Source organism: Jatrophihabitans sp. (assembly GCA_036399055.1).
Lineage (GTDB): Bacteria > Actinomycetota > Actinomycetes > Mycobacteriales > Jatrophihabitantaceae > Jatrophihabitans_A.
This window is the reverse complement of sequence record DASWNX010000002.1, coordinates 168,947-190,688: the sequence shown is the minus strand read 5'-3', so window position 1 is coordinate 190,688 and position 21,742 is coordinate 168,947. Positions and strand designations below refer to the sequence as shown.

General features: G+C 70.2%; 25 protein-coding genes. 14 read left to right on the top strand and 11 right to left on the bottom strand.

Translation table 11 applies throughout. The features are described 5' to 3' along the window. Positions 1-35 precede the first annotated feature (35 nt). Positions 36-794 (bottom strand): DUF6008 family protein, encoded by a 759-nt coding sequence (locus VGB75_00945; GenBank protein HEY0165583.1) that lies wholly within the window; start codon positions 792-794, stop codon positions 36-38. 284 nt (positions 795-1,078) lie between these two features. Here VGB75_00945 and VGB75_00940 point away from each other — a divergent pair, with 284 nt between their 5' ends. The 4 genes from VGB75_00940 to murD all read left to right on the top strand — a co-directional run bounded on the left by VGB75_00940 (position 1,079) and on the right by murD (position 5,426). After that, entirely contained in the window at positions 1,079-1,393 is a 315-nt protein-coding gene (locus VGB75_00940; protein HEY0165582.1) for a metal-sensitive transcriptional regulator, read from the top strand. Positions 1,394-1,478: 85 nt separating this feature from the next. Further along, positions 1,479-1,700 (top strand): cation transporter, encoded by a 222-nt coding sequence (locus tag VGB75_00935; protein ID HEY0165581.1) that lies wholly within the window; start codon positions 1,479-1,481, stop codon positions 1,698-1,700. A 52-nt stretch (positions 1,701-1,752) separates the two neighbouring features. Then, on the top strand, positions 1,753-4,032 hold the full coding sequence (locus tag VGB75_00930; GenBank protein ID HEY0165580.1) for a heavy metal translocating P-type ATPase: 2,280 nt from the start codon (positions 1,753-1,755) through the stop codon (positions 4,030-4,032). Continuing rightward, the gene (murD, locus tag VGB75_00925) at positions 4,029-5,426 is read left to right on the top strand and encodes a UDP-N-acetylmuramoyl-L-alanine--D-glutamate ligase (GenBank protein ID HEY0165579.1); all 1,398 of its coding nucleotides are present in this window, start codon (positions 4,029-4,031) and stop codon (positions 5,424-5,426) included. Before VGB75_00930 ends, murD begins: the two co-directional genes overlap by 4 nt. 70 nt (positions 5,427-5,496) lie before the next feature. Here murD and VGB75_00920 read toward each other — a convergent pair whose 3' ends face one another. Continuing rightward, the gene (locus VGB75_00920; protein HEY0165578.1) at positions 5,497-6,957 is read right to left on the bottom strand and encodes a hypothetical protein; all 1,461 of its coding nucleotides are present in this window, start codon (positions 6,955-6,957) and stop codon (positions 5,497-5,499) included. A 235-nt stretch (positions 6,958-7,192) separates the two neighbouring features. Here VGB75_00920 and VGB75_00915 point away from each other — a divergent pair, with 235 nt between their 5' ends. Together VGB75_00915 and VGB75_00910 are read left to right on the top strand one after the other, a co-directional pair. Continuing rightward, positions 7,193-7,921 (top strand): DUF72 domain-containing protein, encoded by a 729-nt coding sequence (locus VGB75_00915; protein HEY0165577.1) that lies wholly within the window; start codon positions 7,193-7,195, stop codon positions 7,919-7,921. A 138-nt stretch (positions 7,922-8,059) separates the two neighbouring features. Next, on the top strand, positions 8,060-9,082 hold the full coding sequence (locus tag VGB75_00910; protein ID HEY0165576.1) for an SDR family oxidoreductase: 1,023 nt from the start codon (positions 8,060-8,062) through the stop codon (positions 9,080-9,082). A gap of 524 nt (positions 9,083-9,606) precedes the next feature. Here the strand turns inward: VGB75_00910 and VGB75_00905 are convergent. The 7 genes from VGB75_00905 to VGB75_00875 form a co-directional block, all read right to left on the bottom strand. Beyond that, positions 9,607-10,419: a PRC and DUF2382 domain-containing protein gene (locus VGB75_00905; GenBank protein ID HEY0165575.1), complete on the bottom strand. Its 813-nt coding sequence runs from the start codon at positions 10,417-10,419 to the stop codon at positions 9,607-9,609. 186 nt (positions 10,420-10,605) lie between these two features. Continuing rightward, entirely contained in the window at positions 10,606-11,181 is a 576-nt protein-coding gene (gene amaP, locus VGB75_00900) for an alkaline shock response membrane anchor protein AmaP (GenBank protein HEY0165574.1), read from the bottom strand. Beyond that, the gene (locus tag VGB75_00895; protein HEY0165573.1) at positions 11,181-11,711 is read right to left on the bottom strand and encodes a DUF6286 domain-containing protein; all 531 of its coding nucleotides are present in this window, start codon (positions 11,709-11,711) and stop codon (positions 11,181-11,183) included. The genes amaP and VGB75_00895 overlap by 1 nt, the downstream gene beginning before the upstream one ends. A gap of 18 nt (positions 11,712-11,729) precedes the next feature. Then, the gene (locus tag VGB75_00890; GenBank protein HEY0165572.1) at positions 11,730-12,173 is read right to left on the bottom strand and encodes an Asp23/Gls24 family envelope stress response protein; all 444 of its coding nucleotides are present in this window, start codon (positions 12,171-12,173) and stop codon (positions 11,730-11,732) included. Beyond that, entirely contained in the window at positions 12,170-12,352 is a 183-nt protein-coding gene (locus VGB75_00885; GenBank protein HEY0165571.1) for a hypothetical protein, read from the bottom strand. Before VGB75_00885 ends, VGB75_00890 begins: the two co-directional genes overlap by 4 nt. A gap of 204 nt (positions 12,353-12,556) precedes the next feature. Next, positions 12,557-13,039, bottom strand: a complete 483-nt coding sequence (locus VGB75_00880) for a hypothetical protein (protein HEY0165570.1) — start codon at positions 13,037-13,039, stop codon at positions 12,557-12,559. Then, positions 13,036-13,500, bottom strand: a complete 465-nt coding sequence (locus tag VGB75_00875) for an Asp23/Gls24 family envelope stress response protein (GenBank protein HEY0165569.1) — start codon at positions 13,498-13,500, stop codon at positions 13,036-13,038. The genes VGB75_00880 and VGB75_00875 overlap by 4 nt, the downstream gene beginning before the upstream one ends. A 272-nt stretch (positions 13,501-13,772) precedes the next feature. On the opposite strand from VGB75_00875, the gene VGB75_00870 reads away from it, so the two are divergent. From VGB75_00870 to VGB75_00855, 4 genes are all read left to right on the top strand, one after another. Then, positions 13,773-14,327, top strand: a complete 555-nt coding sequence (locus VGB75_00870) for an RNA polymerase sigma factor (protein HEY0165568.1) — start codon at positions 13,773-13,775, stop codon at positions 14,325-14,327. 7 nt (positions 14,328-14,334) lie between these two features. After that, positions 14,335-15,024, top strand: a complete 690-nt coding sequence (locus VGB75_00865) for an Asp23/Gls24 family envelope stress response protein (protein ID HEY0165567.1) — start codon at positions 14,335-14,337, stop codon at positions 15,022-15,024. A 210-nt stretch (positions 15,025-15,234) separates the two neighbouring features. Next, positions 15,235-15,951: a GAF and ANTAR domain-containing protein gene (locus tag VGB75_00860; protein ID HEY0165566.1), complete on the top strand. Its 717-nt coding sequence runs from the start codon at positions 15,235-15,237 to the stop codon at positions 15,949-15,951. Between the two features lie 557 nt (positions 15,952-16,508). Continuing rightward, positions 16,509-16,871, top strand: coding sequence for a phosphotransferase (locus tag VGB75_00855; GenBank protein ID HEY0165565.1), 363 nt, complete (start codon positions 16,509-16,511; stop codon positions 16,869-16,871). 93 nt (positions 16,872-16,964) lie between these two features. Here the strand turns inward: VGB75_00855 and VGB75_00850 are convergent, their stop codons facing one another. Further along, positions 16,965-17,699, bottom strand: a complete 735-nt coding sequence (locus VGB75_00850) for a DUF2071 domain-containing protein (GenBank protein ID HEY0165564.1) — start codon at positions 17,697-17,699, stop codon at positions 16,965-16,967. Positions 17,700-17,807: 108 nt separating this feature from the next. Here VGB75_00850 and VGB75_00845 point away from each other — a divergent pair, with 108 nt between their 5' ends. Beyond that, a complete protein-coding gene (locus tag VGB75_00845) occupies positions 17,808-18,197 on the top strand; it encodes a hypothetical protein (protein ID HEY0165563.1) in 390 nt (129 codons plus the stop codon). 7 nt (positions 18,198-18,204) lie between these two features. On the opposite strand, the gene VGB75_00840 is transcribed toward VGB75_00845, so the two are convergent. Further along, the gene (locus tag VGB75_00840; protein HEY0165562.1) at positions 18,205-19,032 is read right to left on the bottom strand and encodes a UbiA family prenyltransferase; all 828 of its coding nucleotides are present in this window, start codon (positions 19,030-19,032) and stop codon (positions 18,205-18,207) included. 62 nt (positions 19,033-19,094) lie between these two features. Between VGB75_00840 and VGB75_00835 the strand changes: the two genes are divergently transcribed. From VGB75_00835 to VGB75_00825, 3 genes are read left to right on the top strand one after another with little or no spacing between them, the layout of a single operon-like run. Next, on the top strand, positions 19,095-20,165 hold the full coding sequence (locus VGB75_00835; GenBank protein ID HEY0165561.1) for a 3-oxoacyl-[acyl-carrier-protein] synthase III C-terminal domain-containing protein: 1,071 nt from the start codon (positions 19,095-19,097) through the stop codon (positions 20,163-20,165). Continuing rightward, a complete protein-coding gene (locus VGB75_00830; GenBank protein ID HEY0165560.1) occupies positions 20,159-20,686 on the top strand; it encodes an isoprenylcysteine carboxyl methyltransferase family protein in 528 nt (175 codons plus the stop codon). The genes VGB75_00835 and VGB75_00830 overlap by 7 nt, the downstream gene beginning before the upstream one ends. Continuing rightward, entirely contained in the window at positions 20,683-21,699 is a 1,017-nt protein-coding gene (locus VGB75_00825; protein HEY0165559.1) for an NAD(P)/FAD-dependent oxidoreductase, read from the top strand. Before VGB75_00830 ends, VGB75_00825 begins: the two co-directional genes overlap by 4 nt. Positions 21,700-21,742: the final 43 nt, after the last annotated feature.

Here is a 21,742-nt window from a genome sequence, read left to right as displayed (position 1 = left end):
AGGCGGCCACGCCGGACCATCTCCTTTGGCAGTGCCTACCTCACGCCTGCCGCGTCAGCGACCGGCCGGCTCGCCGGCGCCAGCACCGGCTCCTTGACGGTCGGGGTGGCGGGGGCATCGGTGAGCCCGAAGGAGGCTCGGACTGTCGCACGCTCCTGCCACAGGCGATAGACCGCTATGCCGAACACGATCGAGCCGACCAGGTTGGCCAGCGCGTGCCACCAGACCCGGTAGGTCCACAGCCCCGGCCCGACCGGCAGCGTGCCGAACCACGTGGACAGGCCGATCGCCCGGTTGGCGCCCAGCGCGACCGACAGCGTCAACGCCACGTGCTCCAAGCCGTGGATGCCCTGCATCCAGACGCCCATCTTGCCCCACCGATGCGCCTGGGTCTTGCGGGCCCGCGCCGTGATCAGCACGACGCCGGCCAGGCCGGCCAGGAAGATGAAGTTGCCCGTCAGGTGCAGGATCTCCATGCCCAGCGAGGGTTTGGAGGGGTCGATCTGGCCGTAGCCTCTGGCCAGGCTGTCTCCCCAGGCCGTCATCCACGGCTTGGAGTTCGGGTGCGCGATCCAGTAGCCGGCCTGCGCGGCGTGCTCCTGCAGGTGGCCGACCTGGCCTATCAGACCTATCCCGATCACGCCCGCGGCGCCGTGGAACACCCAGGGCCGCACCCTCCTGCGGTTGGCGACGGCCAGGACTGCGACCGCGGCCCACATGGCGCCCGCCCATCCCAGCAGCAGGATGGCGCCGAGGGTGTCCCACGCCGACACCGAATGATGCATGTTGCCCATCGCAGTCCTCCTGGACTCGGTTGAGGCTTGCCTGTGAGGGGCCAAGCCTGCGGTTGGAGAAGATCTCCGGTGGCGAGCGCCAGTCGGCCTGAGTACTAGATACCACTGAGATCTAAAGGTAGTGTCGGGGCAGCGTCTGCCGCGTGGCATCCTCAGTCGTGCCCTGTTCGCGGCGGGCGGCGAGCACGCCTCTGGCCGCCGGGCGCCGTCGGTCGGGTTTGAAGGTTGATACCTCTAGGGGGTACCCTTCAAGGCCCAGTGACCAGCGCCGAAGGGCACCTGTCGTGCAGCATCAGGAGCACCAGCCACAGACCCCCTCCCGGGGGTACTCGACCACCAAGGACGCCCACCTCAAACGGCTGCGCCGGATCGAGGGGCAGGTCCGCGGCCTGCAGCGGATGGTCGAGGCCGACACCTATTGCATCGACGTGCTCACCCAGGTCTCCGCCGCGACCAAGGCGCTGGAGGCGGTGGCCTTGGCCCTGCTGGAGGAGCACCTGAGCCACTGCGTGGCAGGCGCTATCCAGGCCGGCGGCCAAGACGCCGAAGACAAGGTCAAAGAAGCCTCGGCCGCCATCGCCCGCCTCGTGCGCTCCTGAGACCAGCGACTGCCCTCGCGCTGCCGGGAGCCCTGGCAAGGGCGCCGGCTGACATAGGATAAAACCGACAGCAAGGAGAGACATCGTGACGAGCTCGACCTATCAGGTGACAGGCATGACCTGCGGCCACTGCGTCTCGGCGGTCAGCAGCGAACTCAAGGCGATCGACGGGGTCTCCGACGTCGCGGTGGATCTGGACGCGGCCGGCGTCTCCGCGGTCACCGTGACCAGCGCGCAGCCGTTACGCCTGGAGCAGGTGAGCGCCGCGCTCGACGAGGCCGGCGACTACCGCTTGGTCGCAGGCTGACCTTCTCCGTGACTGTCGGACCCCGCCCAACCCGGTCAAGGAGCGAGCTGGCGTGAGCACCGCACCACCTGTGGCCCTCACCGGGCGCGCCATCGAGCTGAACATCGGCGGAATGACGTGCGCGTCCTGCGCGGCGCGGGTGGAGAAGAAGCTGAACAAGCTCAACGGCGTCACCGCGAGCGTCAACTACGCCACCGAAACCGCCAAGGTCCGCTTTCCCGAGAGCCTCACCGAGGCTGATCTGATCGCCACCGTCGAGGCCACCGGCTACACCGCGACCCTGCCGCGGCCGGCTCAGCCGGCCGACGCCGAACCGGAGCGCGACTCCGAAACCGCCCTGCTCCGGCAGCGGCTGCTGGTCTCGGCCGCGCTGGCCACGCCGGTGCTCCTGCTGGCCATGATCCCGTTTCTGCAGTTCAGGTATTGGCAATGGGCCTCGCTGACCCTGGCCGCACCGGTGGCCGTCTGGGGTGGCTGGCCATTTCACCGGGCCGCGTTGACCAATGCCCGGCACCGGGCCGCCAGCATGGACACCCTCATCTCCCTCGGCGTCATCGCCGCGTTCGGGTGGTCGGTGTGGGCGTTGTTCCTCGGCGACGCCGGCATGCCTGGCATGCAGATGGACTTCACGCTGCTTCCGGCTCGTGGCGGCGCCGCTGACGAGCTGTACCTCGAGGTCGCTTCGGTGGTCACGGTGTTCCTGCTCGCCGGGCGGTACTTCGAGGCGCGCGCCAAGCGGCAGTCTGGCGCGGCGCTGCGGGCGCTGCTCGATCTCGGGGCCAAGGACGTCGCGGTGCTGCGTGCCGGCGCCAGTGTGGAGCAGCGGATACCCATCGACCAGCTGGCGGTCGCGGACGTGTTCGTGGTGCGGCCGGGTGAGCAGATCGCCACCGACGGCATCGTCGTCGAGGGCAGTTCGGCGGTGGACGCCTCGTTGCTGACCGGTGAGTCCATGCCGGTCGAGGTCGGCGTCGGCGACGCCGTGGTCGGCGCGACCCTCAACTCCGGCGGCCGGCTGGTGGTTCGCGCCAGCCGGGTCGGCGTCGACACCCAGCTGGCCCAGATCGCTCGCCTGGTCGCCGAGGCCCAGAACGGAAAGGCGCAGGTGCAGCGGCTGGCCGACCGGGTGTCGGCGATCTTCGTGCCGATCGTCATCGGCCTCTCGGCGCTGACCCTGCTGGCCTGGCTGATCTCTGGCGCCGGCTCAGCCACCGCGTTCGCCTGCGCGGTCGCCGTGCTCATCATCGCGTGCCCGTGCGCGCTGGGTCTGGCCACGCCCACCGCGTTGCTGGTCGGCACCGGCCGCGGCGCGCAGCTCGGGATCCTGCTCAGGGGCCCACAGGTGCTGGAGTCCACCCGTCGTGTCGACACGATCGTCATCGACAAGACCGGCACGGTCACCACCGGCCGGATGAGCGTGGCCGAGGTGCACCTGGCGCAGGGCGTCGACGCCGAGCAGGCGCTGCGGCTGGCCGGCGGTCTGGAGGCCGCCTCCGAGCACCCGGTGGCGCGCGCGATCGCCGCGCACGCGGCCGAACGCGCCGGAGCGCCACTGTGCGCGGTGGCCGACTTCGTCAACCACGAGGGGCTGGGAGTGTCTGGCGTCCTGGACGGCCACGCCGTGGCCGTCGGCCGGCGACGCTGGCTGCACGAGCAGGGGATGACCGTGCCCGCGGAGCTGGATGCGGTCGCCGAGCGCGCGCAGAGCCTCGGGCACACCGTGGTCTGGGTCGGGTGGGGCGCCCAGGTGCGAGCTGCCATCGCCGTGGCGGACACCGTCAAGGCGAGTTCGGCCGCCGCCGTGCGCGAGTTCATCGAGCTGGGACTGACGCCGGTGCTGCTGACCGGTGACAACCGCCGGGCCGCCGAGGCGGTCGCCGCCGTTGTCGGCATCAGCGAGGTGATCGCCGAGGTGATGCCGGCCGACAAGGTCGCGGTCGTGCGCGGGCTGCAGCAGCAGGGCAGGACCGTGGCCATGGTCGGCGACGGCGTCAACGACGCCGCCGCGCTGGCGGCAGCCGACCTCGGCCTGGCCATGGGCACCGGCGCTGACGTCGCCATCCGAGCCTCTGACCTGACCTTGGTCCGTGGCGACCTGCGGACCGCGGCCGACGCCATCAGGCTGTCCCGCGCGACGCTCAAGACGATCAGGGCCAACCTGTTCTGGGCATTCGCCTACAACATCGCGGCGCTGCCGCTGGCCGCCTTCGGCCTGCTCAACCCCCTCATCGCCGGCGGGGCGATGGCGGCCAGCTCGGTGTTCGTGGTCTCCAACAGCCTGCGGCTGCGGCGCTTTGACCCCCAGTCCCGTACCGGAACGGCAGCCGGGTGAAGCTGACAGAACTGCGCGGGCGCCGGGTGGCTGTGTGGGGGACCGGCCGTGAGGCGGTCGCGGCCGTCAAGGCGATCGCCCCGATGCAGCCGGCCGAGTTGATCGCGGTGCAGGACCAGGAGACGTTTCTGGCCGGCGGCGCGGGCTGGTCGGAGCTGGCCGACTCGGTGCCGCTGCGCGCCGGCGCCGAGGCCCACGCCGCGATCCTGGACGCCCAGGTGCTGGTGCGCTCGCCGGGTGTGGCCCAGACGCACCCGTGGCTGATCGAGGCCCGCTCCAGGGGCGTGCGGGTCACCGGCGGAACCGCGCTGTGGATGGCCGACAACGCGGCACGAGCCATCGGCGTGACGGGCAGCAAGGGCAAGAGCACCACCGCGACGCTCATCCATCACCTGCTGACGGCGGTGGGCCGGCCCAACGTGCTCGGCGGAAACATCGGAACAGCGGCGCTGGCGCTGCCTGAGGCCGAGCTCTACGTCCTGGAGCTGTCCATGTACCAGTGCGCCGACCTGGAGGACTCACCGCGCACGGCGGTGCTCACCTCGCTCTACCCGGAGCACCTGGACTGGAGCGGCGGCGAGCAGGAGTACTACCGGGACAAGCTCAACCTCGTCGCGCACCGTCCCGAACGGGTGGTGTTCAACTCTCACGATCAACGCCTGACCGCCCAGCTGCACGGGTTCGGCCCTGGCCTGCCGGCTGTCCCGGTGGGCGGTCCGGACAGCTTTCACGTCGCTCCCGGGCCGCGCGGCGAGCCGTGGTTCCACCTCGCCACCGAGCCGCTTTTCCCCCGTGCGGCATTGCCGTTGGTCGGGCGGCACAACGAGAGCAACCTGTGCGTGACCCTGGGAGCGCTGCAATCTGCAGGGGTGGACTGCCTGGCCCAGCGGGACTCGCTGATCGCCGGGCTGAACAGCTTTGCCCCGCTCGCGCACCGGCTCATGCCGATCGAGGACCCGTCCGGGCTCACCTTCGTCGACGACTCGATCTCGACCATTCCAGAGTCGGCGATCCATGCGATCGAGGCCTACGCGCACCGACCTCTGACGGTGATAGTCGGAGGACAGGACCGGGGTTTGGACTACGGACCGCTCCGTGACTTCTTCCAGGCCAAGCAGGTCCTCGCCACCGTCATCGCGATTCCGGACAACGGCCAGCGGATCCTGCAGGCGATCCAGGATGTGCCTACCGTCTCGACGCTCAGCGCCGAGGACCTCCCGGCGGCGGTTCGGCTGGCCCGCCGGCACACCCCGGCCGGCGGTGTGGTGCTGCTGTCACCGGCGGCGCCGAGCTACGGTCGCTTCGACAATTTCGAGCACCGCTCGCGGGTGTTCGCCGAAGCCATCGCCCAGAGCGCGCCAGCCCCAGCCGGCGAGCTTGAGTCACCCGGCTGAGGCCACCAGGGGACTGAGCGCCCGAAGTAGCCCGGTGGACTTGGCCACGAGGTGGCCACCGGGGCTGAGCCTAGGAGCTGACCGGCGCCGCTCCGGTCACGTGGGTCAGCGACGAGAGGAAGCCCTGCGGCGCGAAGCTCGGAGCGCGCCGGTTCAGCACGTCTGACCACGGGGGGAGCGGCCCGTCGATCTCAGAGAGCAGCCGCTGGACCACCACCGCCTCGCGCCACGGCGCCAGCTCGCCGAGCCGGACGACCGCGGCCTGGGACTCCTCTATCTCGCCGACGCACTCGAATGGCTTGTGGCTGCCTATTCCCAGCAGGGCCCGGTAGCCGGGCAGCTGAGCCTCGTCCTCCAGCAGGTTGGCGCCGAATATGGCGACCAGGCGCTCGACGCCGGCGAAAGGCGCCAGCGCCAGGAACACGAAACGGCACTTCGGGCAGTCGCGGCACCAGCGCCGCGTCGCCTGGCGGTCGATGGTGTAGGCGTTATTGCAACTGGTCAGCACGTCGTCATAGGCGGTGCTCTGGCAGAACATTCGAGCGATCTGCATCTCGTTGAGGTGACGCAACAGTGAGAAGTACAACCCGCTCACGGCCAGCCGACTCTGCAGGGCCGCCTGCAGCGCCTGCTCGGCGTCGGCGCTCTTGGACCACTGGTGATTGACCGGCTCACCGAGCCACTGCAGGTTGGGCGAAGACGCCGAGGACTCGTTGGACATCACCACCGGGCCCAGGCCGTGCAGGATGGAGCAGGCCACCGCGATCAAGGAGTTGACGGCGGTCACCGGGACATGACCGTTGTAGACGCCCAGGCGGTTCAACTGGAAGAGGCGCCGGTCCAGCGTGCGGGTCACCTTGAGCAGCTCGAGCCCCGAGGCCCGCACGACGCCTTCGATGATGTGGTTGGGATTGACCGCGAAGGCGACCGGATCACGCCCCGACCGGATCATCGCCTCGGTGCTGACGATCGAGTCCTTCCCGCCGCCGCAGGGAACCAGCGGCCGAGAATCAGCTGAGAACCATGAGGGATCGCCGGGTCGCGTCGAGGTGTCAGGAGCGGGGACCGGCTCGAGGCCGCCTGCGGTGAACCGCGTGCTCAGCACTGCGGGCAGGTCGTTCTGGTAGGCGAATTCGCGCAGGCCGTGCAGGTACACCGCGCGGATGTATGCCAGCTCGGCGGCGGTGAAGGAGGCTGTCGCTCCAAGGTCGATCGTCGCGGGCGCGGCGGCCTTGAAGTAACTGACGCCTGCGACGGCATGCAACAACCGCAGGACGGCGTGAAACGCCTCGCGGCGCACGTGGCTGAGCTCGCCGGGCGGAACGGGGAACAGCAGGCGCTCGGTGAAGGTGATCGGGGGCCCGCTGCCACCGGAGAGCAGGTAGTCCAACGCCACCTCGCCCGATGCGGTGTCGACCCGCAGACCCGCGCAGCTGAACAGGGTGTGATCCAGCGGCGCCGTGTGCTCGGACATCGGGTGATCCGGCGTGCCAGTCACCGCGCCGGACGGCGATTGCGGCTGGCTGCTCATTGGGTCCACTTTACAGGTGAGCCAGTGCCCTCCAGCGGCGTGACCCGCTTGGCCAGCGGCGCCGGCATGGCGAAGAATCCAGGTGCCGCGCCGGGATGAGCTGCCGCGCCGAAGCCAGCCGCCGTGCTGAGGTCAGGCACCGCAGTGACGTCAGGCGCGGGCAGTCAAGGCAGACGCCGCAGTGACGTCAGGCGCGGCAGTGACGTCAGGCGGCGACGTGAGTCGAGGAGTGGTTGTGGGCGTGCAGGTCGGCACCTCCGGATGGAGCTACGCGCACTGGGACGGCGTGCTCTACCCGCCCGGGACCGCGCCTGCCTCGCGGCTGGCGCTCTACACTCGCCAGTTCGCGACCGTCGAGCTCAACGCCAGCTTCTACCGCTGGCCGGCCGACCGGACGTTCGCGAGCTGGCAGGCGCGGCTGCCACCGGGCTTTGAGCTGTCGGTGAAGGCTTCACGGGGCCTGACCCACAGCAAGCGGCTGTACGCCCCGGAGGCATGGGTGGCCCGGATGACGTCGTGCTGGCATCAGCTCGGCGTGCGACGAGGCGTGCTGCTGGTCCAGTTGGCGCCCGGGCACGCTCGCGATGACGCCCGGCTGGAGTACTTCCTGGCGCAGCTGCCCGACTGGATGCGGGTGGCGGTCGAGTTCCGGCACCCGAGCTGGCAGGACGAGGCGGTCTTCGCCCTGCTGGAGCGGCACAGAGCGGCCTACTGCGTGATGAGCGGCGCGAACCTGCCGTGCGTGCTGCGGGCCACCGCCGATTTCGTCTACGTCCGGATGCACGGGCCAGATCACGAGCATCTGTATGGCGGGTCCTACTCCGAGGCCGACCTGGACTGGTGGCGCCAGCGCATCCAGGAATGGGAGGCCGACGGTCGGGACGTCTACGTGTACTTCAACAATGACGGCGCCGGCCATGCCGTCCGCAACGCCGGCGCCCTGCGCCGGCTGCTCGGCCAGTAGCCAGGCTCGAACCGCGCCGGTGAAGCGCTGCAGGCCAAGGCGTGAAGCGCTGCGGGCCAAGGCGTGAAGCGCTGCGGACCAGGGCACTGTGCCGGGCGCCATTTGCCGGCGCCTGGGAGCCCGGGCAGACTCGGGCAGGTGAGCCACCCGAGAAAAGGTCAAGTCATCGTCGTCACCGGCGCCAGCGGCGGAATCGGCCGAGCGAGCGCGGTCGCGTTCGCGGCGCGGGGCGGCACGGTGGCGTTGCTCGCCCGCGGTGAGAAGGGGCTTGCCGGGGCGGCCGCCGACGTCGAGAGAGCCGGCGGGCGTGCGTTGATCGTGCCCACCGACGTCGCCGACGAGGGGCAGGTCTTCGCTGCCGCGGCCCGCGTCGAAGAAGAGGCCGGCCCGATCGACGTCTGGGTCAATTCAGCGTTCACCTCGGTCTTCGCGCCGTTGCACGAGATCACGCCGGAGGAGTTCCGCCGGGTGACCGAGGTCAGTTACCTCGGCTACGTCTATGCCACCATGGCCGCGCTGCGCCACATGAGGCCGCGCGATCGCGGCGTCATCGTCCAGGTGGGCTCGGCTCTGGCCTACCGAGGCATTCCGTTGCAATCGGCCTACTGCGGCGCCAAGCACGCCATCCAGGGATTTCACGAGGCGCTGCGCTGCGAACTGCTCCACGACAAGAGCGGCATCCACGTGAGCATGGTGCAGATGCCCGCGGTCAACACCCCGCAGTTCGGCTGGGTGCTGTCCCGGCTGCCGCGGCAGGCCCAGCCGGTGCCGCCCATCTACCAGCCCGAGTTCGCGGCTCGAGCGGTCCTCTTCGCCGCCGATCACCCCAAGCGGCGTGAGTACTGGGTCGGCTCGTCGACCGTGGGAACGCTGGCGGCCAACGCGCTGGCCCCCGGCCTGCTGGACCGTTATCTGGCGCGAACCGGGTTCTCCTCCCAGCAGACCGAGCGTAGCCAGGACCCCGACGCCCCGGTCAACCTGTGGGAACCTGCCGATGGTCCCGACGGCGACGATTTCGGCGCCCATGGCCGCTTCGACGCCACCTCTCATGATCGAGATCCCCAGCTGTGGGCGTCACATCATCACGGCGTGCTGGCAGCCGGCGCGGCAAGCCTGGCAGCGGCGATAATGCGCCGGCGCCGGCGAGCGCGCTGCGCGTGAGGTGGGCGGCGGCCGATGCGCCGCGGCGTCTGCCGGGGGTAGACACCCCGAGACGCTGGCTGTTTAGCGTGGTCCCTGCTGGTTCAAGGCCCGGAGCGCGTCCCTCCTGTCTATCGGAGTTGGTCAGCTCCTGCCACTTCGGCCCTGCGACTGCCCAAGTTCAGGCCGTCGGGCCCCCGTAAAGCGTTGCCGCCGCAGTGTGAGCCTCACATAGTCGGCCACCAGCTCATCGACCGCGGCTTGGCACTCGGCGCAGCGGGGGCACAGCGACGCCGAGCCCCAGCCCCGGGTCGGCTCGGGAAAGGCGACCCGCGGCGGACGGCCACGTCGGTGGGCTGCCAGGGAGGCCGTCTCCAAGTCGTAGGCGTGTTCCAGCAACCCCGTCCGGGTGCCGCTGCCCTGGTCGAGGTCGGCGCCGCGGTACTCGATGACGACTATGAATGCTCCTAGCACGACGGCTTGCACCCCGTGGTCGGTGTCCGGGCGAGGGCCGGGTCAGCGGCCCTCGCCCGGATCAACCGGCTCTAGCGCTGGTCGCCGCGGATCTCGGTCTGCGGTTCCTCGATCTGCTCCTTGCGGACCTGCTCGGACACCGTCTCCTCGCTGGTGACCGTCTCGGTGGCCAGCCGGACCCGCTCCACCGGAACGGTCTCCTTCTCCACCACCGGGCGCTCGGCGTGCAGGGTCACCTCGTGCTCCTCTTCGGTGAGGTCACCACCTGACATGGCCTTGCCCATGTTCTCCTCGGTGATCGGCTCGCGCTCGATGCGGACCTCCTCGCGACTGACCGGCACCGTCTGGGTGACGTTCTCGGTCACGATGTACTTACGCAGCCGGGCGCGGCCGGTCTCGACGTTCTGGGTCCCGACGCGGACCCGCTCCTCCGACCGGGTCATGGCGTCATCGGTCGTCGGGCCGGAGGTGTCGTGCCCGACCACGCCGGCTTGGTCACCGAGGTCTTGGCGGCCACTCATGTCCTGCTCGATGTAGTCTTGACCGCCGCCGCCCATCATGCCCTGCTCGCCCAGGTAGCCGTTGTAGTACTGGTAGAGCGCCTGCACCTCGGACTCGTCTAGGTGACCGTCGTTCTCGACGTTCGGCGCGTCCTTGACCATGGCCTTGGACACGGCGAGCATCAGGTTCTGGCCCTCGGCGCGTGAGCCGTACAGCGGTGCGAAGGACTCCTTCGTTCCGAACATGCCGGTGCTGACGGTGACCCACTGCGGATCGCCGGTGCTGTCATCGAGGTAGATCTGCCCGATCCGGCCGATCTTGTCACCGCTGCTGTCCACGGCGGTCTGACCGATCATGGACTGCAACTGCTCTGGTGTCATCATGGAAGTGCTCCCTCGTTGGTCTGACCCTGGTGGGCCGAACGCGCGATCCGCAGGTTGCGTCCGCGAGTGGGTTTGCTTCTGCTGGCCAAACCCGTTGTGGTTTCGCGGTGGTGTTTCACCGTGAGACGGGACGCCACCGTCGCCGGTGGTGACCCGAAGCGCTGGGGCCGGAGTGCTGCTGCCCGCTCAGGCGGCCCGGTGGGCTTGCTGGGTGGTGACCGTCAGGTCCAGCCGCACCGGCAGGTCGGGGTCCTCCAGGGCCTGCCGGGCATGCTCGACGGCGTTGGCCTCGATTCGCCGGCGCAGGCCAGGCAGGTCGGCGCTCTCCTCCAACGTGGCGGTGATCACCAGCGTCGGAGCGAGCGGGTCACCGATCAGCCGGGCCCGGGCTGAGTGGACGCCAGGGTAGCCGTCGATCTCAGAGGCGACCGCGCCGGTCAGGGCGGCCGTCGACAGGGTGGTGCGGCCGGCCGAGCGGTCACCGGTGAGCGGCAGGTCACCGGCGCGGTCGGTGGAGAACAGCAGGGCCAGCAACCAGCGCAGCGCCATGAGCGCGAGGATCAGGGCGGCGGCGGCGATCACCGGCCAGAGCCAGTCACCGTGCCGGCCGAAGTAGGCGCCCACCCGGTTGGCCGGCAACTGTCCGTGCTTGGTGACCGAGCCGAGAGCGCCGAACCCCGCCAGCGCGCCGACAGCGCCGGCGGCGATCAGCGAGAGCGCCAGCAGTATGAGCATGGTCCGGTTGGTGCGGTCGGCGTGCATCAGCGGCTCCTGGTGCTCACGTGGACCGACAACGCCGGCGGGTCGGTGAGTTCGAGGGTGTCCAGACGCTGCCGGGCGGCGGTGGTGGCCGGCTCCTGCAGGGTCTCGGCGGTGAACGGCTGCAGGCCGGCGGTGGTCGCCTCGACCTTGACCTTGCGCCGGCTGACCGACACCGACGCGGAGTTGATGCCGTCGACGTCGCTGACAGCCGAGCGGACGGTGGCTGCCACCCCGCGCCGGGTGTAGGCGGCGTCGGTGGTGTCCGAGCGGACGGCGAGCCGGCTCGGCTTGGCGGGCTTGAGCTCAGCGGCCAGCAGCAGCAGGCCGAGGGCTATCAGCGCGATGCAGGCGACCCGGACGCTGCCCTGCTGCCAGGGTGTGCGCTGCGCCCAGTCATACAGGCGCGGCCAGTCCACGGCCGCCGGTCGCCTGCCCAGCCGCTGCGCGATCACCTCGGTCACCACCAGCACGCCTAGGGCGATCAGGGCGAGGCTGAGCAGGGCGGCCAGCAATCTATTGACAAGTCTCATCAGATGGCTCCTGTCCGGCTAGCGCACGCGGCGGGCGGGTCGGCCCAGGTCGGTGACCAGGGCCGAGACGTGAAGGGTCACCTCGGCCACGATCAGGCCGGTCAAGTCCGCCACTCGGGTCCGGACGTGCTCACGCACGGCGGCGGTCACCGCCGGCACCGAGGCCGGCCACCGAACGCTGAGCTCCAGCTTGATCAGCGCGACCGAGCCGTCGACGTGAGCCGAGGCTTTGGGCAGCGAGGTCAGGCTGGTCGGCCGGACGCCGGCGCCTGACAGCGACCGGCCCAGCAGCCGGGGCGCGGCGGCGCCGGCGTCGGGGATCTCCATCGCGGCCCGGGCGGCCAGCTTGGCGACCACCGACTCGCTGAGGGTGATCGTGCCCAGCTCGGTGCGGCCCACACCCGAAGGCGGTGGGGCGCCTGGCGGCCCGGCCGGGCTTTCGGTGACGGCGGTCGCGGTCATCGGCTCGAGCGCCGGTCCGAGACGTAGTGGCTCAGGTCCAGGTCGCCGTCGAGGATCTTGGCCACTACGAAACCGAGCACCGCGAACAGGGCGACGATCAGCATCTGACCGAAGTCGCCGAACGCGAACGCGAATCCCAGTGCCAGGCCGATGAGAACGCCGAGCGTGCTGCGGGTCATGTCTTCTCACAATCTCTGAAGAGTCACCAGCCGCTGCCTACCGGCCGGCTGCTCACCGAACGCGTGGACGGCGCCGCCGCCGGATGCGTCCTAGCGCCGAGGTGACCGCGCTGACCGGCCACCGCTTGTGGGCGATGATCACGATCGGAGGTGCGGAGTCGTCTGTCGGTTCAGACGGAGGTGGGTCGAAACGGCGCAGGCCGGCTAGGAATTCGGCCGGGTCTCCGCCTCGGTCTGGATGGTGGGTCCGGATGAACTCCCGCCGCTGGGCGCGTCGGATGCGTTCACGCTCGTCCACGCCTCCACAGTGCCATCCGCGAGCACCGAGGGGGTAGCAGCGCCTACCGCCCCGGTGGTCGGGGAGGCCAGTGGCGCCTTGGCTTGGCCCGGATCAGCGACGTCAGTCAGCACGACGTCAATGACCCTGCCCCCGCTCAGCGTCGCCAGGACACCGCGTATCTGTTGGGCGATGAGGCCCACCGGCTGGCCCCAGACACCGCGGACGTGCACCTCGATCCGGTTGTCCTCGATCCGGATGCCCGGAACCCGGCGACCGGGAAGGTAGGTCGCGACGCTGCCCAGCCGTCCGCCGTCGAGATCATCCACCGCCGGGCAGCCACGCACGGCCGCTGCCACGGCGTCGACATCGAGCCCGTCCACCAGGACGGCCTCAGCGGGGCTGGTCATGAGACCCGGGCTGGCGCTTCCTGCTGCTGGTCATCGGTGGGCAGGTAGACGTCATCGACGCTGACGTTGACCTCCACGACTTCCAGGCCGGTCATGCGTTCCACCGACTGCTTGACGTTGCGCTGGATGCTCTTGCCGAGGTCAGCGATCGACACGCCGTACTCGACGACGATGTCGAGGTCGATCGCCGCCTGGGTCTCGCCGACCTCGACGCCGACACCTTGGGCGACGTTCGGGCCGGTGCTGCCCGGAATCCGCTCACGCAGCGCCCCGAAGGCGCGTCCGGTGCTGGTGCCCATCCGGTGCACGCCACTCACCTCCCGGCATGCCATTCCGGCAATCTTCTGAACGACATTCTCGGCCACGCTGATCCTGCCCTGATCGGTGTGCAACCGTGGTGGGCTGGCCGGGGAATCGGCGCCGGCAGGAGTGGTGACACTGGTGCTAGTCGGTTTGGTCATCTGAGGGGACTCCCGTGCTGGTCATGCGCGGCCTGGGCGTTGGTCACTGCGCCGCCGGGCCGGCCGAGGAATGCGGGGGCTGTGCAGGGTCCTCGAGTAGTAAGACACCGGCCGGCCGAAAAGATCGCACTTTTGCTCAGCAGCGGGATGATCACCTGGACTCGTCGACAAGAAACCGCCTTGGCGCCGGGGAGTGACCGGGGTGGAACCGGCGGTTACGGTCTAAGTAGGCGTTCGAGCTGTCGGCGTCTCACCACCAGGCGGGGGCGCCCATGAGCCACAGCGAGGCCGACGGCTTCGATGACGGCTACCTCGTGCGCCGGGCGCAAGAGGGGTATCTCGACGCCTACGCCGAACTGGTGAACCGGCACAGCCTGCTGGCCTACCGGGTGGCCCTGCGGATTCTGGGTCACCATCAAGACGCTGAGGACGTCGCCCAGGACGCCCTGGTCACGGCATGGCAGCAGTTGCCCCAATTCCGTGGCGAGTCTGCTTTCTCCACCTGGCTATACCGGATTGTGACCCGGCGAGCCGTCAACCGGATCAACCGGGATCACCGGCACAGCTCGGCCGACGTCCTCGCCGAGCTTGCCGACGACAGCGCTCAGACCGAGATCGCTTTTGAGCGCAACGAGACGGTCGACGCCGTCACCGACGCCATCCAGGCGTTACCACCGGCACAGCGGATCGTTGTGGTGCTGCATCACCTGGAAGGCCTGTCCTACGCCGACGTCGCCACGGTCACCGCCTCCAGTGTCCCCGCGGTGCGTAGTCAGCTCTACCGGGCGCGTCGGGCACTCGGTTCGGCGCTTGCGGAGTGGAGGTGATCCGGGCATGACTGAGCCGTCGCTGGCCCGCCGCCTGCTCGATTCCGCTGATTCCCGACTGGCATGCGGCGCCGACGTCGACGAGCTGCTCGAGCAGGTCGCCGACGGTGACGCCGAGCGGCTGAGCTCCCATCAACGGAACTGCCCGCACTGTCAGGCCGCGATCGCCGAGTTTCAGATGCTGTGGGCGCCGGTTGAGCACTACGCCCGGCAGCCGGTCAGCGTTCCGTCTCGGCTGCGGGCATCGGTGCTCAACCAGGTCGACCGGCTGGTGCGCGACGTGTGGCACACCCTGCAGCTGACCGAGCTCGGGACCGTCCGGGTCGCGGCCCGGGTGGTGGCCGCGGTGGCCCGGGAGACCGCAAGCCAGGTGCCCGGCGTCCGGGTCGCGCTCGGCCGGAGCACTGAGTCCCAGAGCGCGGGATTAGTGGCCAGGGCAACCGCTGGCCACCTGCATCCCCACGCCGCGGTCGGCGTGCTCGGCCGCACCGCGGTGGTGGACCTCGCGCTGGCCGTGAGTCACGGCGAGCCGGTTCATGAGGTGGCACACGAGGTGCGCCGCCGGGTGATTATCGAACTGAAAGAAAACATCGGATTACAGAGCGTGACTGTTAACGTCGTAATAGACGACGTATTGCCTATACCCGTTCCCGCCCCGGCTAAACCGGGTGGCGTGCTTGCTGAAACAGCTGATTAACAAAATGGCGCCGAAGTCAAGACCCGTCACACTCGTGTCGCGAAGTTCTGCCAGGGCCAGATGAGCTGTGAATTCTTGTGCAACGGCTCGCCAGCTAGGTGGTTTGGCTGATGTCCATTACATTGTCGCCAGGCCGTGCGGTCGAGAAACGAGCTGGCATCGGCGATAAGACTCAGATAGGTGCGGATTGCCTTGAGTGACCTCACTGATATGGACAGCGCGCGCTGGTTCGCGGCCCTTGCCCGTGATCTGGCCGAGCAGGCAGGCCGGGACGCCACTGCCTCCCGGGTGCTCGAGCTAATCACCGGCGCCACCGGTTGCTCCTTTGCCGCGATAGCGCAGCTTTCACCGCAAGGCGTTCTGGTCCACAACCACTCCACCGACCGAGAACTGCTCGGCAAGGTCGCCGCTATCTCCAGCGGCACCGGAGAAGGTGTCGCGTGGCAGGCACTGCGCGAGCGCCAGACCGTGCGGATCGAGGATCTGAGCTCAGAGTCCCGGTGGCCGCTGTACACCGCCCGAATGCGCGCTGAGACCCCACTTCGATCTGCTCTGGGGTACTGCCTGATCCTGGACAACCGGGTGCTCGCGGCGATGGCGCTCTTCTCCACCGAGCCGGGCTTCTTCACCGATGCCATCTGCCGCTTCGCCGATGTGTACGCCGACCACGCCGCGATCGCGCTGGCCAGAGTGACCGACCACGAGCGGGCGGAGAACCTCGAGACCGCGCTGCAGAGCAACCGCGAGATCGGCATGGCGGTCGGCATCCTGATGGTCCGCTACGGGCTCACCGACCAGGCCGCTTTCGATCTGCTCCGGGTCACCTCCCAGCACGAGCACCGCAAGCTTCGGGAAATCGCCGCCGAGACGGTGTACAGCGGTGAGCTTCCGCAGCGTGCCGAGCGGGCAGTCCTTCGGTTGGCTTGATCACACACGCCCGGCTAACTGCGGGTGATCGCGTCCATTGTGACGGACGCGATCAAATCGTGGGCGTGGAGCGTTGAACTCCGACGCCAGCCTGCGGTCGGCGCCGCTCAGGGCGGCGACCGCCGCGGGCAAGCCGGTGCGGCTGGTGTGGGTCAACGAGATCGGTGGCCACACCTTCGAGGTCGGCGAAGGCGCGAGGCGGCACTTCGTCAAATGGACGCCGGTGAGCAGCGGCGTCGACCTCGACCGCGAGGCGCTCAGGCTGCGCTGGGCCGGCCGGTTCACCGCGGCGCCCATGGTGCTGGACCAGGGCCAGGACGCGGCTGGCTCGTGGCTGATCACCGCCGCGCTACCGGGTGAGAACGCCGTCTCAGACCGCTGGTTGGCCGACCCTGCGGGTGCCGTCGAAGCCATCGGAGCTGGGCTGAGGGCACTGCACGTCGCGCTGCCGGTAGCCGACTGCCCGTTCTCCTGGTCGGTGCGCGACCGGGTCGCCGCCGCTCAGCGCCGAGCGCATTCTGTCCCCCCCGGTCCGCCCCTCGGCCGTTCCCGCCTCGATGCCCACCCGAGCGGTCGGTCAGCTGAACCCCGCCCGCTGGCATCCGGAGCACCAGCGGTTGAGCGTCGAGCAGGCGCTGGCCGCGCTGGCGCTTCCGCCGGCGATCGACCACCTGGTGGTCTGCCATGGCGATGCGTGCGCTCCCAACACCCTGGTGAGCGCGCAGGGAAGGTGGACCGGTCACGTCGATTTCGGCTCGCTCGGGGTCGCTGACCGGTGGGCCGATCTGGCGATCGCGACCTGGAGCGCCGATTGGAACTACGGCCCCGGCTGGTCGGATCGGCTGCTGGCGGCCTACGGCGTCGAGGCTGACCCGGTCCGGATGCGGTACTACCGGCTGTTGTGGGACCTGGGCCCCTGATCGGCTCGGTCGCAGTCGGTCGCAGTCGGTCGCAGTCGGTCGCAGTCGAGGCAGCGAGCCCGCATCACACCGGACGGCCGAGCCGGGGTCAGCTCAACGCTCAGCCACCGTGACGGGCCTGCCGAACTGGGCCCGGACGCCGGGTGACCACAACGCCCGCAGCCGGTCACCGGCGGGAACGACTCCAGAGGCAGCCAGCAGGTCATCGCGCAGCTGCACGACCTCGGCCTCGTGCAGCGGCCACGGGCCATGGGCGTTCGGCACCCAGCGGGTGCGCCCGCCGATCCGGGCGTGCAGGCCCCACCGGGCGGTGAGCCACTGCTCCAGTTGAGTCGGCTCGACCGGCGCCCCCACTCCGACCGTCAGGGTGCTGGCAAGCCCGCGCTGGGGCCACCGGCGCCGCGACTCATAGCGCCAGTCGCCGCCCGCCTGCTGCCGCACCCGCATCCGCGACCAGGTGTAGGGCACGCCGAACAGCAGCCGGGCGATCGGCACGATCGCCAGCCGCGCGGTGTCCAGCGAGCAGAAGACGACGCCGTGCCGGCCGGCCCCGTCCACCGAGTAGAGCCGGATGTTGGTCTCGGCGAAGGAGCCGAAGTAGGGAATCGGGCCGAGCCGGCCGATCCTGACGCCGAGCAATTGAAAGGGAACCAGGCCGACATAGGTGCGGCCTTCGACGACATCGGGCCGGCAGCCGGGCGGAAACAGCCCTGCGACCGTCGCTGGTTCGACCGGCCAATGCACAAAGGTGACGTTGCGCCAGTGCTGGTCGAAGACGATCGGGGGCCGCAACGGCGCTGCGACCCGGTCGAACTCCCATTCGGTCATGACCTCAGTGTCCGCCGTCGTGACCGCAGGGCGGTGACCGGCGGCTGGACGGGGCCGCGAGCCGGTGGGCGACTTGGCAGGGTCGAACATATGTTCGATACTTGGCGGATGTCTCCCCGGGTGGTGGTCCAGCTGGTGCGTGAGCTGGCCGATCTGCATGCCTGGGGCCGGAGCGAGGGCAGCTGGTGGGGCCTGGTCTCCTGGCGGACCTTCGGCAGCTTCGCCGATGGTGTCAACGGCTACCTGCACACCTCGGCGTGGGTGCCGGCCCGGCTGCTGGAACCCTCCGCTGATCCTGACGCGATCCAGGAGTACCAGACGGTGCAGCGCTTCGACCTGCCCGAGGACCGCTCGGCCTGGCCCCGCCCGGCTGGCAGCCCCGGGCGCCGCTGGCGGCACTGCGGTCCGCTGCAAGCGCCGCCGCCGCCCGCGCCGGAGATCACCCCGCTGATCGGCGGGACCGGCCTGCCGGCGACGCGGCAGCCGCCAGCCGGCTGAGCCGCGGCTACCCGAGGCCGTGGTTGACGGCCAAGATGCTGACATCGACGGCGGCTGCGGCCATCGTCGCCAGGAACGCGCCCTGACCGCGCGGGCGCCTCACGGCGCAGCCGAGGGCGACCAGCGCCAGCGCCAGCACCGCCGCCGTCCCGACCGCCGTCAGCGCCGGATTCCGAAAGCCGACCCGCACGTCGATGATGCCGGCCGCGATCAGCAGCGCCGCGATCGCCGCGAGCACCGAGCCCCTGGCGCCCAGCCGCTGCGGCAGCCCCAGCACCCCGGCCGCCAGGTCGTCCTGCAGATCTGGCAGCACGTTGCCGAAGTGCGCGGCCACCCCGACCAGGCCGGCGGCCAGCATCGTCCAGGCCGGCGCCATCTGCGCCTGCGGGCTCGCCGAAGTCGCGATCGCCGGCAGCGCCGCGAACGCGACGAAGTAGGCCAGCGCCGACCAGGGCGTGGCCTTCAGGCCCAGGTTGTAAGCCCAGCCGCCGGCCACCGTGACACCGTGCAGGGCAGCCGCGCGCCAGCCCAGCGCCAGCGACAGCAGCACCGCCAAGACAACAGCGACGCCGAGGGCGATCCTGACCTGGTGGGCCAGCTCGGGCTCGAGCGCCAACGGCTTGTCCCGCCGGCCGGCCGCGCTGTCGCGCCGGGCGTCGATCAGGTCGTTGGACCAGCCGATGGTCAGCTGGCCGGCCAGCACTGCCGCCGCGCCCAGCAGGCACACCGCCGGCGGCTTGCCCGCCACGGCGAACAGGGCCGCCGACAAGGCCGTGACCGCCACGCACGGGACCGGATGACTGGTGCGGATGAGAACCGAGGGGCGGGCCAGCACGGGCCTGAGCATAGGGGTGGCGCTCGGGGCGGCGCTCGACTGGACAGACATAAGCTGGGGGAATGACCACCATCGCCGGCGTCCGGGGCGTGCTACCCGAGCACCGCTACAGCCAGCAGGACATCACCGAGGCGATTGCCGACTGGTGCCTGACCTCAGACCGCGAGCGGGCGCTGCTACGCCGGTTGCACCAGAACGCTCAAGTGCGGACACGGCACACCGCGGTGCCGTTGGAGCGCTACCGGGAGCTGGTGGACTTCGGCGCGTCCAACGACGTCTTCATCGAGCAGGGCACCGCGCTGGGCGCCCGAGCGGTGAGCGAGGCGCTGGCTGCCGCCGGCCTGGACGCCGCCGACGTCGACCTGATCCTGTTCACCACCGTCACCGGAGTGCTCGCCCCGTCGCTGGACGCGCTGATCGCGCCGATCGTGGGACTGCGCCCGGACGTCAAGAGGATCCCGGTCTTCGGACTGGGATGTGTCGCCGGCGCGGCCGGCATAGCGCGGGTGCACGACTACCTGAAATCCCATCCCGACGAGGTGGCCGTCCTGCTGTCGGTGGAGTTGTGCTCGCTCACCTTGCAACCGCAGGACCGCTCGGCTGCCAACATGGTGGCCACCGGGCTGTTCGGCGACGGCGCCGCGGCGGTGGTGCTGGTCGGCGCCCAGCGGGCCGAGCAGCTGGGCATCGCCGAGTCGATGCCCACGGTGCTGGACTCGCGCTCGCATCTGTATCCCCACACCGAGCGCGTCATGGGCTGGGACGTCGGCTCCGACGGCCTCAAGATCGTGCTGGACGCCGAGATCCCGACGCTGGTGGAGAAGTACCTGGCCGGTGACCTGTCGCTATTGCTGGACGCCCACCAGCTGCACAGCAGCGAGGTGGCGGGCTGGGTCTGCCATCCGGGTGGCCCCAGAGTGATCGAAGCGATCCAGCGGACCCTGGGCCTGGATCAGGGTGAGCTGGAGTTGACCTGGCGCTCGCTGGCCGCGATCGGCAACCTGTCCTCCTCCTCGGTGCTGCACGTGCTCGCCGACACCGTCGCCAGCCGTAGCTTCGAGCCGGGCAGCCCCGGCGTGCTGATGGCGATGGGCCCAGGTTTCTGCTCGGAGCTGGTGCTGCTTCGATGGTGAGCTCGGAGACCGCCTACACCGCGCTGATCCTGCTGGTGGCGATCGAGCGGCTGGCCGAACTGGTGGTCTCCAACCGCAACCTGCGCTGGAGCCGGCAGCACGGCGGCATCGAGACCGGCGCCGGGCACTATCCGACCATGGTGCTGCTGCACAGCGCGCTGCTGCTGGGCTGCCTCGCCGAGGTGTGGCTGCTGGACCGGCCGTTCACGCCGCTGCTGGGTTGGCCGATGCTGGCCCTGGTCCTCGCCGCCCAGGCTCTTCGCTGGTGGTGCATCAGCACCCTGGGACAGCAGTGGAACACCCGGATCGTCGTGATCCCCGGCGCCGGCCGGGTCGATTCAGGGCCGTACCGCCACTTGCGGCACCCCAACTACGTCGCTGTGGTGCTTGAGGGAATCGCGCTGCCGCTGACGCACACCGCCTGGCTCACGGCGGTGGTCTTCTCCGCGCTGAACGCCGCGCTGCTCAGCGTCCGCATCCGCAGCGAGGCCGCCGCGCTGACGATGCTCGGCCGGACGTGATCGACGTCCTGATCGCCGGCGGCGGCCCGGTCGGCCTGGCCACCGCGCTCTACGCCCACCGCGCCGGTCTGAATGTCGTGGTGCTGGAGCCGCGCGCGTCGCCGATCGACAAGGCCTGCGGCGAGGGCTTGATGCCCGCGGCGCTACAGGCGCTGGCCGAGTTGGGGCTCGATCCGCCCGGCCGACCGTTGCGCGGGGTGCGCTACATCGACGACTCGCACTCGGCGCAGGCGTTGTTTCCAGGCGCCGCCGGTCGCGGCGTTCGCCGGACCGCCCTGCAGTCCTGCCTGCGCGAGGCGGTCCAGAGGCGGGGGATCACGGTGCGAGAGGCGTCGCTGACCGAGCTGCGCCAGGACGAGTGGTGCGTGCGCGCCGCTGGGCTGACGGCCCGGTACCTGGTCGGCGCCGACGGCCTGCACTCGACAGTGCGCAGGCTGGCGGCGCTGGACCTCCCGGCCAGGTCGCCAGCTCGCTGGGGTTTGCGCAGGCACTACCGGATCGAGCCGTGGTCGGATCTGGTCGAGGTGCACTGGTCGGCGTCGGCGGAGGCCTACCTGACTCCTGTCGCACACGATCAAATCGGAGTCGCCATACTCAGTGGCGATCGGGCGCCGTTCGACGACCAGCTGGCCCAGTTCCCCGAACTGGAGCGACGGCTCTCAGCGGTGACCGGATCCAGGGTGCTGGGCGCCGGTCCGCTGCGGCAGCGAACCCGGTCCCGGGTGGCCGGCCGGATCCTGCTGGTGGGCGACGCCGCCGGCTACGTCGACGCGCTGACCGGTGAGGGGATCACGGTAGGCCTGTCGGCGGCCCGGCTGGTGGCCGGCTGTCTGGCAGCCGACCGGCCGGCCGACTACGAACGGCTGTGGTCACGCAGCTCCCGCCGCTACCGGGCACTCACCAGCGGCCTGCTCTGGGCAGCCCGCCGGCCGGTGCTGCGCCGCGGCGTCGTCGCGACTGCCGCCGTCGTGCCGAAGGCCTTCGAGCTGGTGGTCGGCCAGCTCGCCCGCTGACCAGCGGGCAGCGCTCGCGGCCAGGCGCCGGCCGCGAGGATGG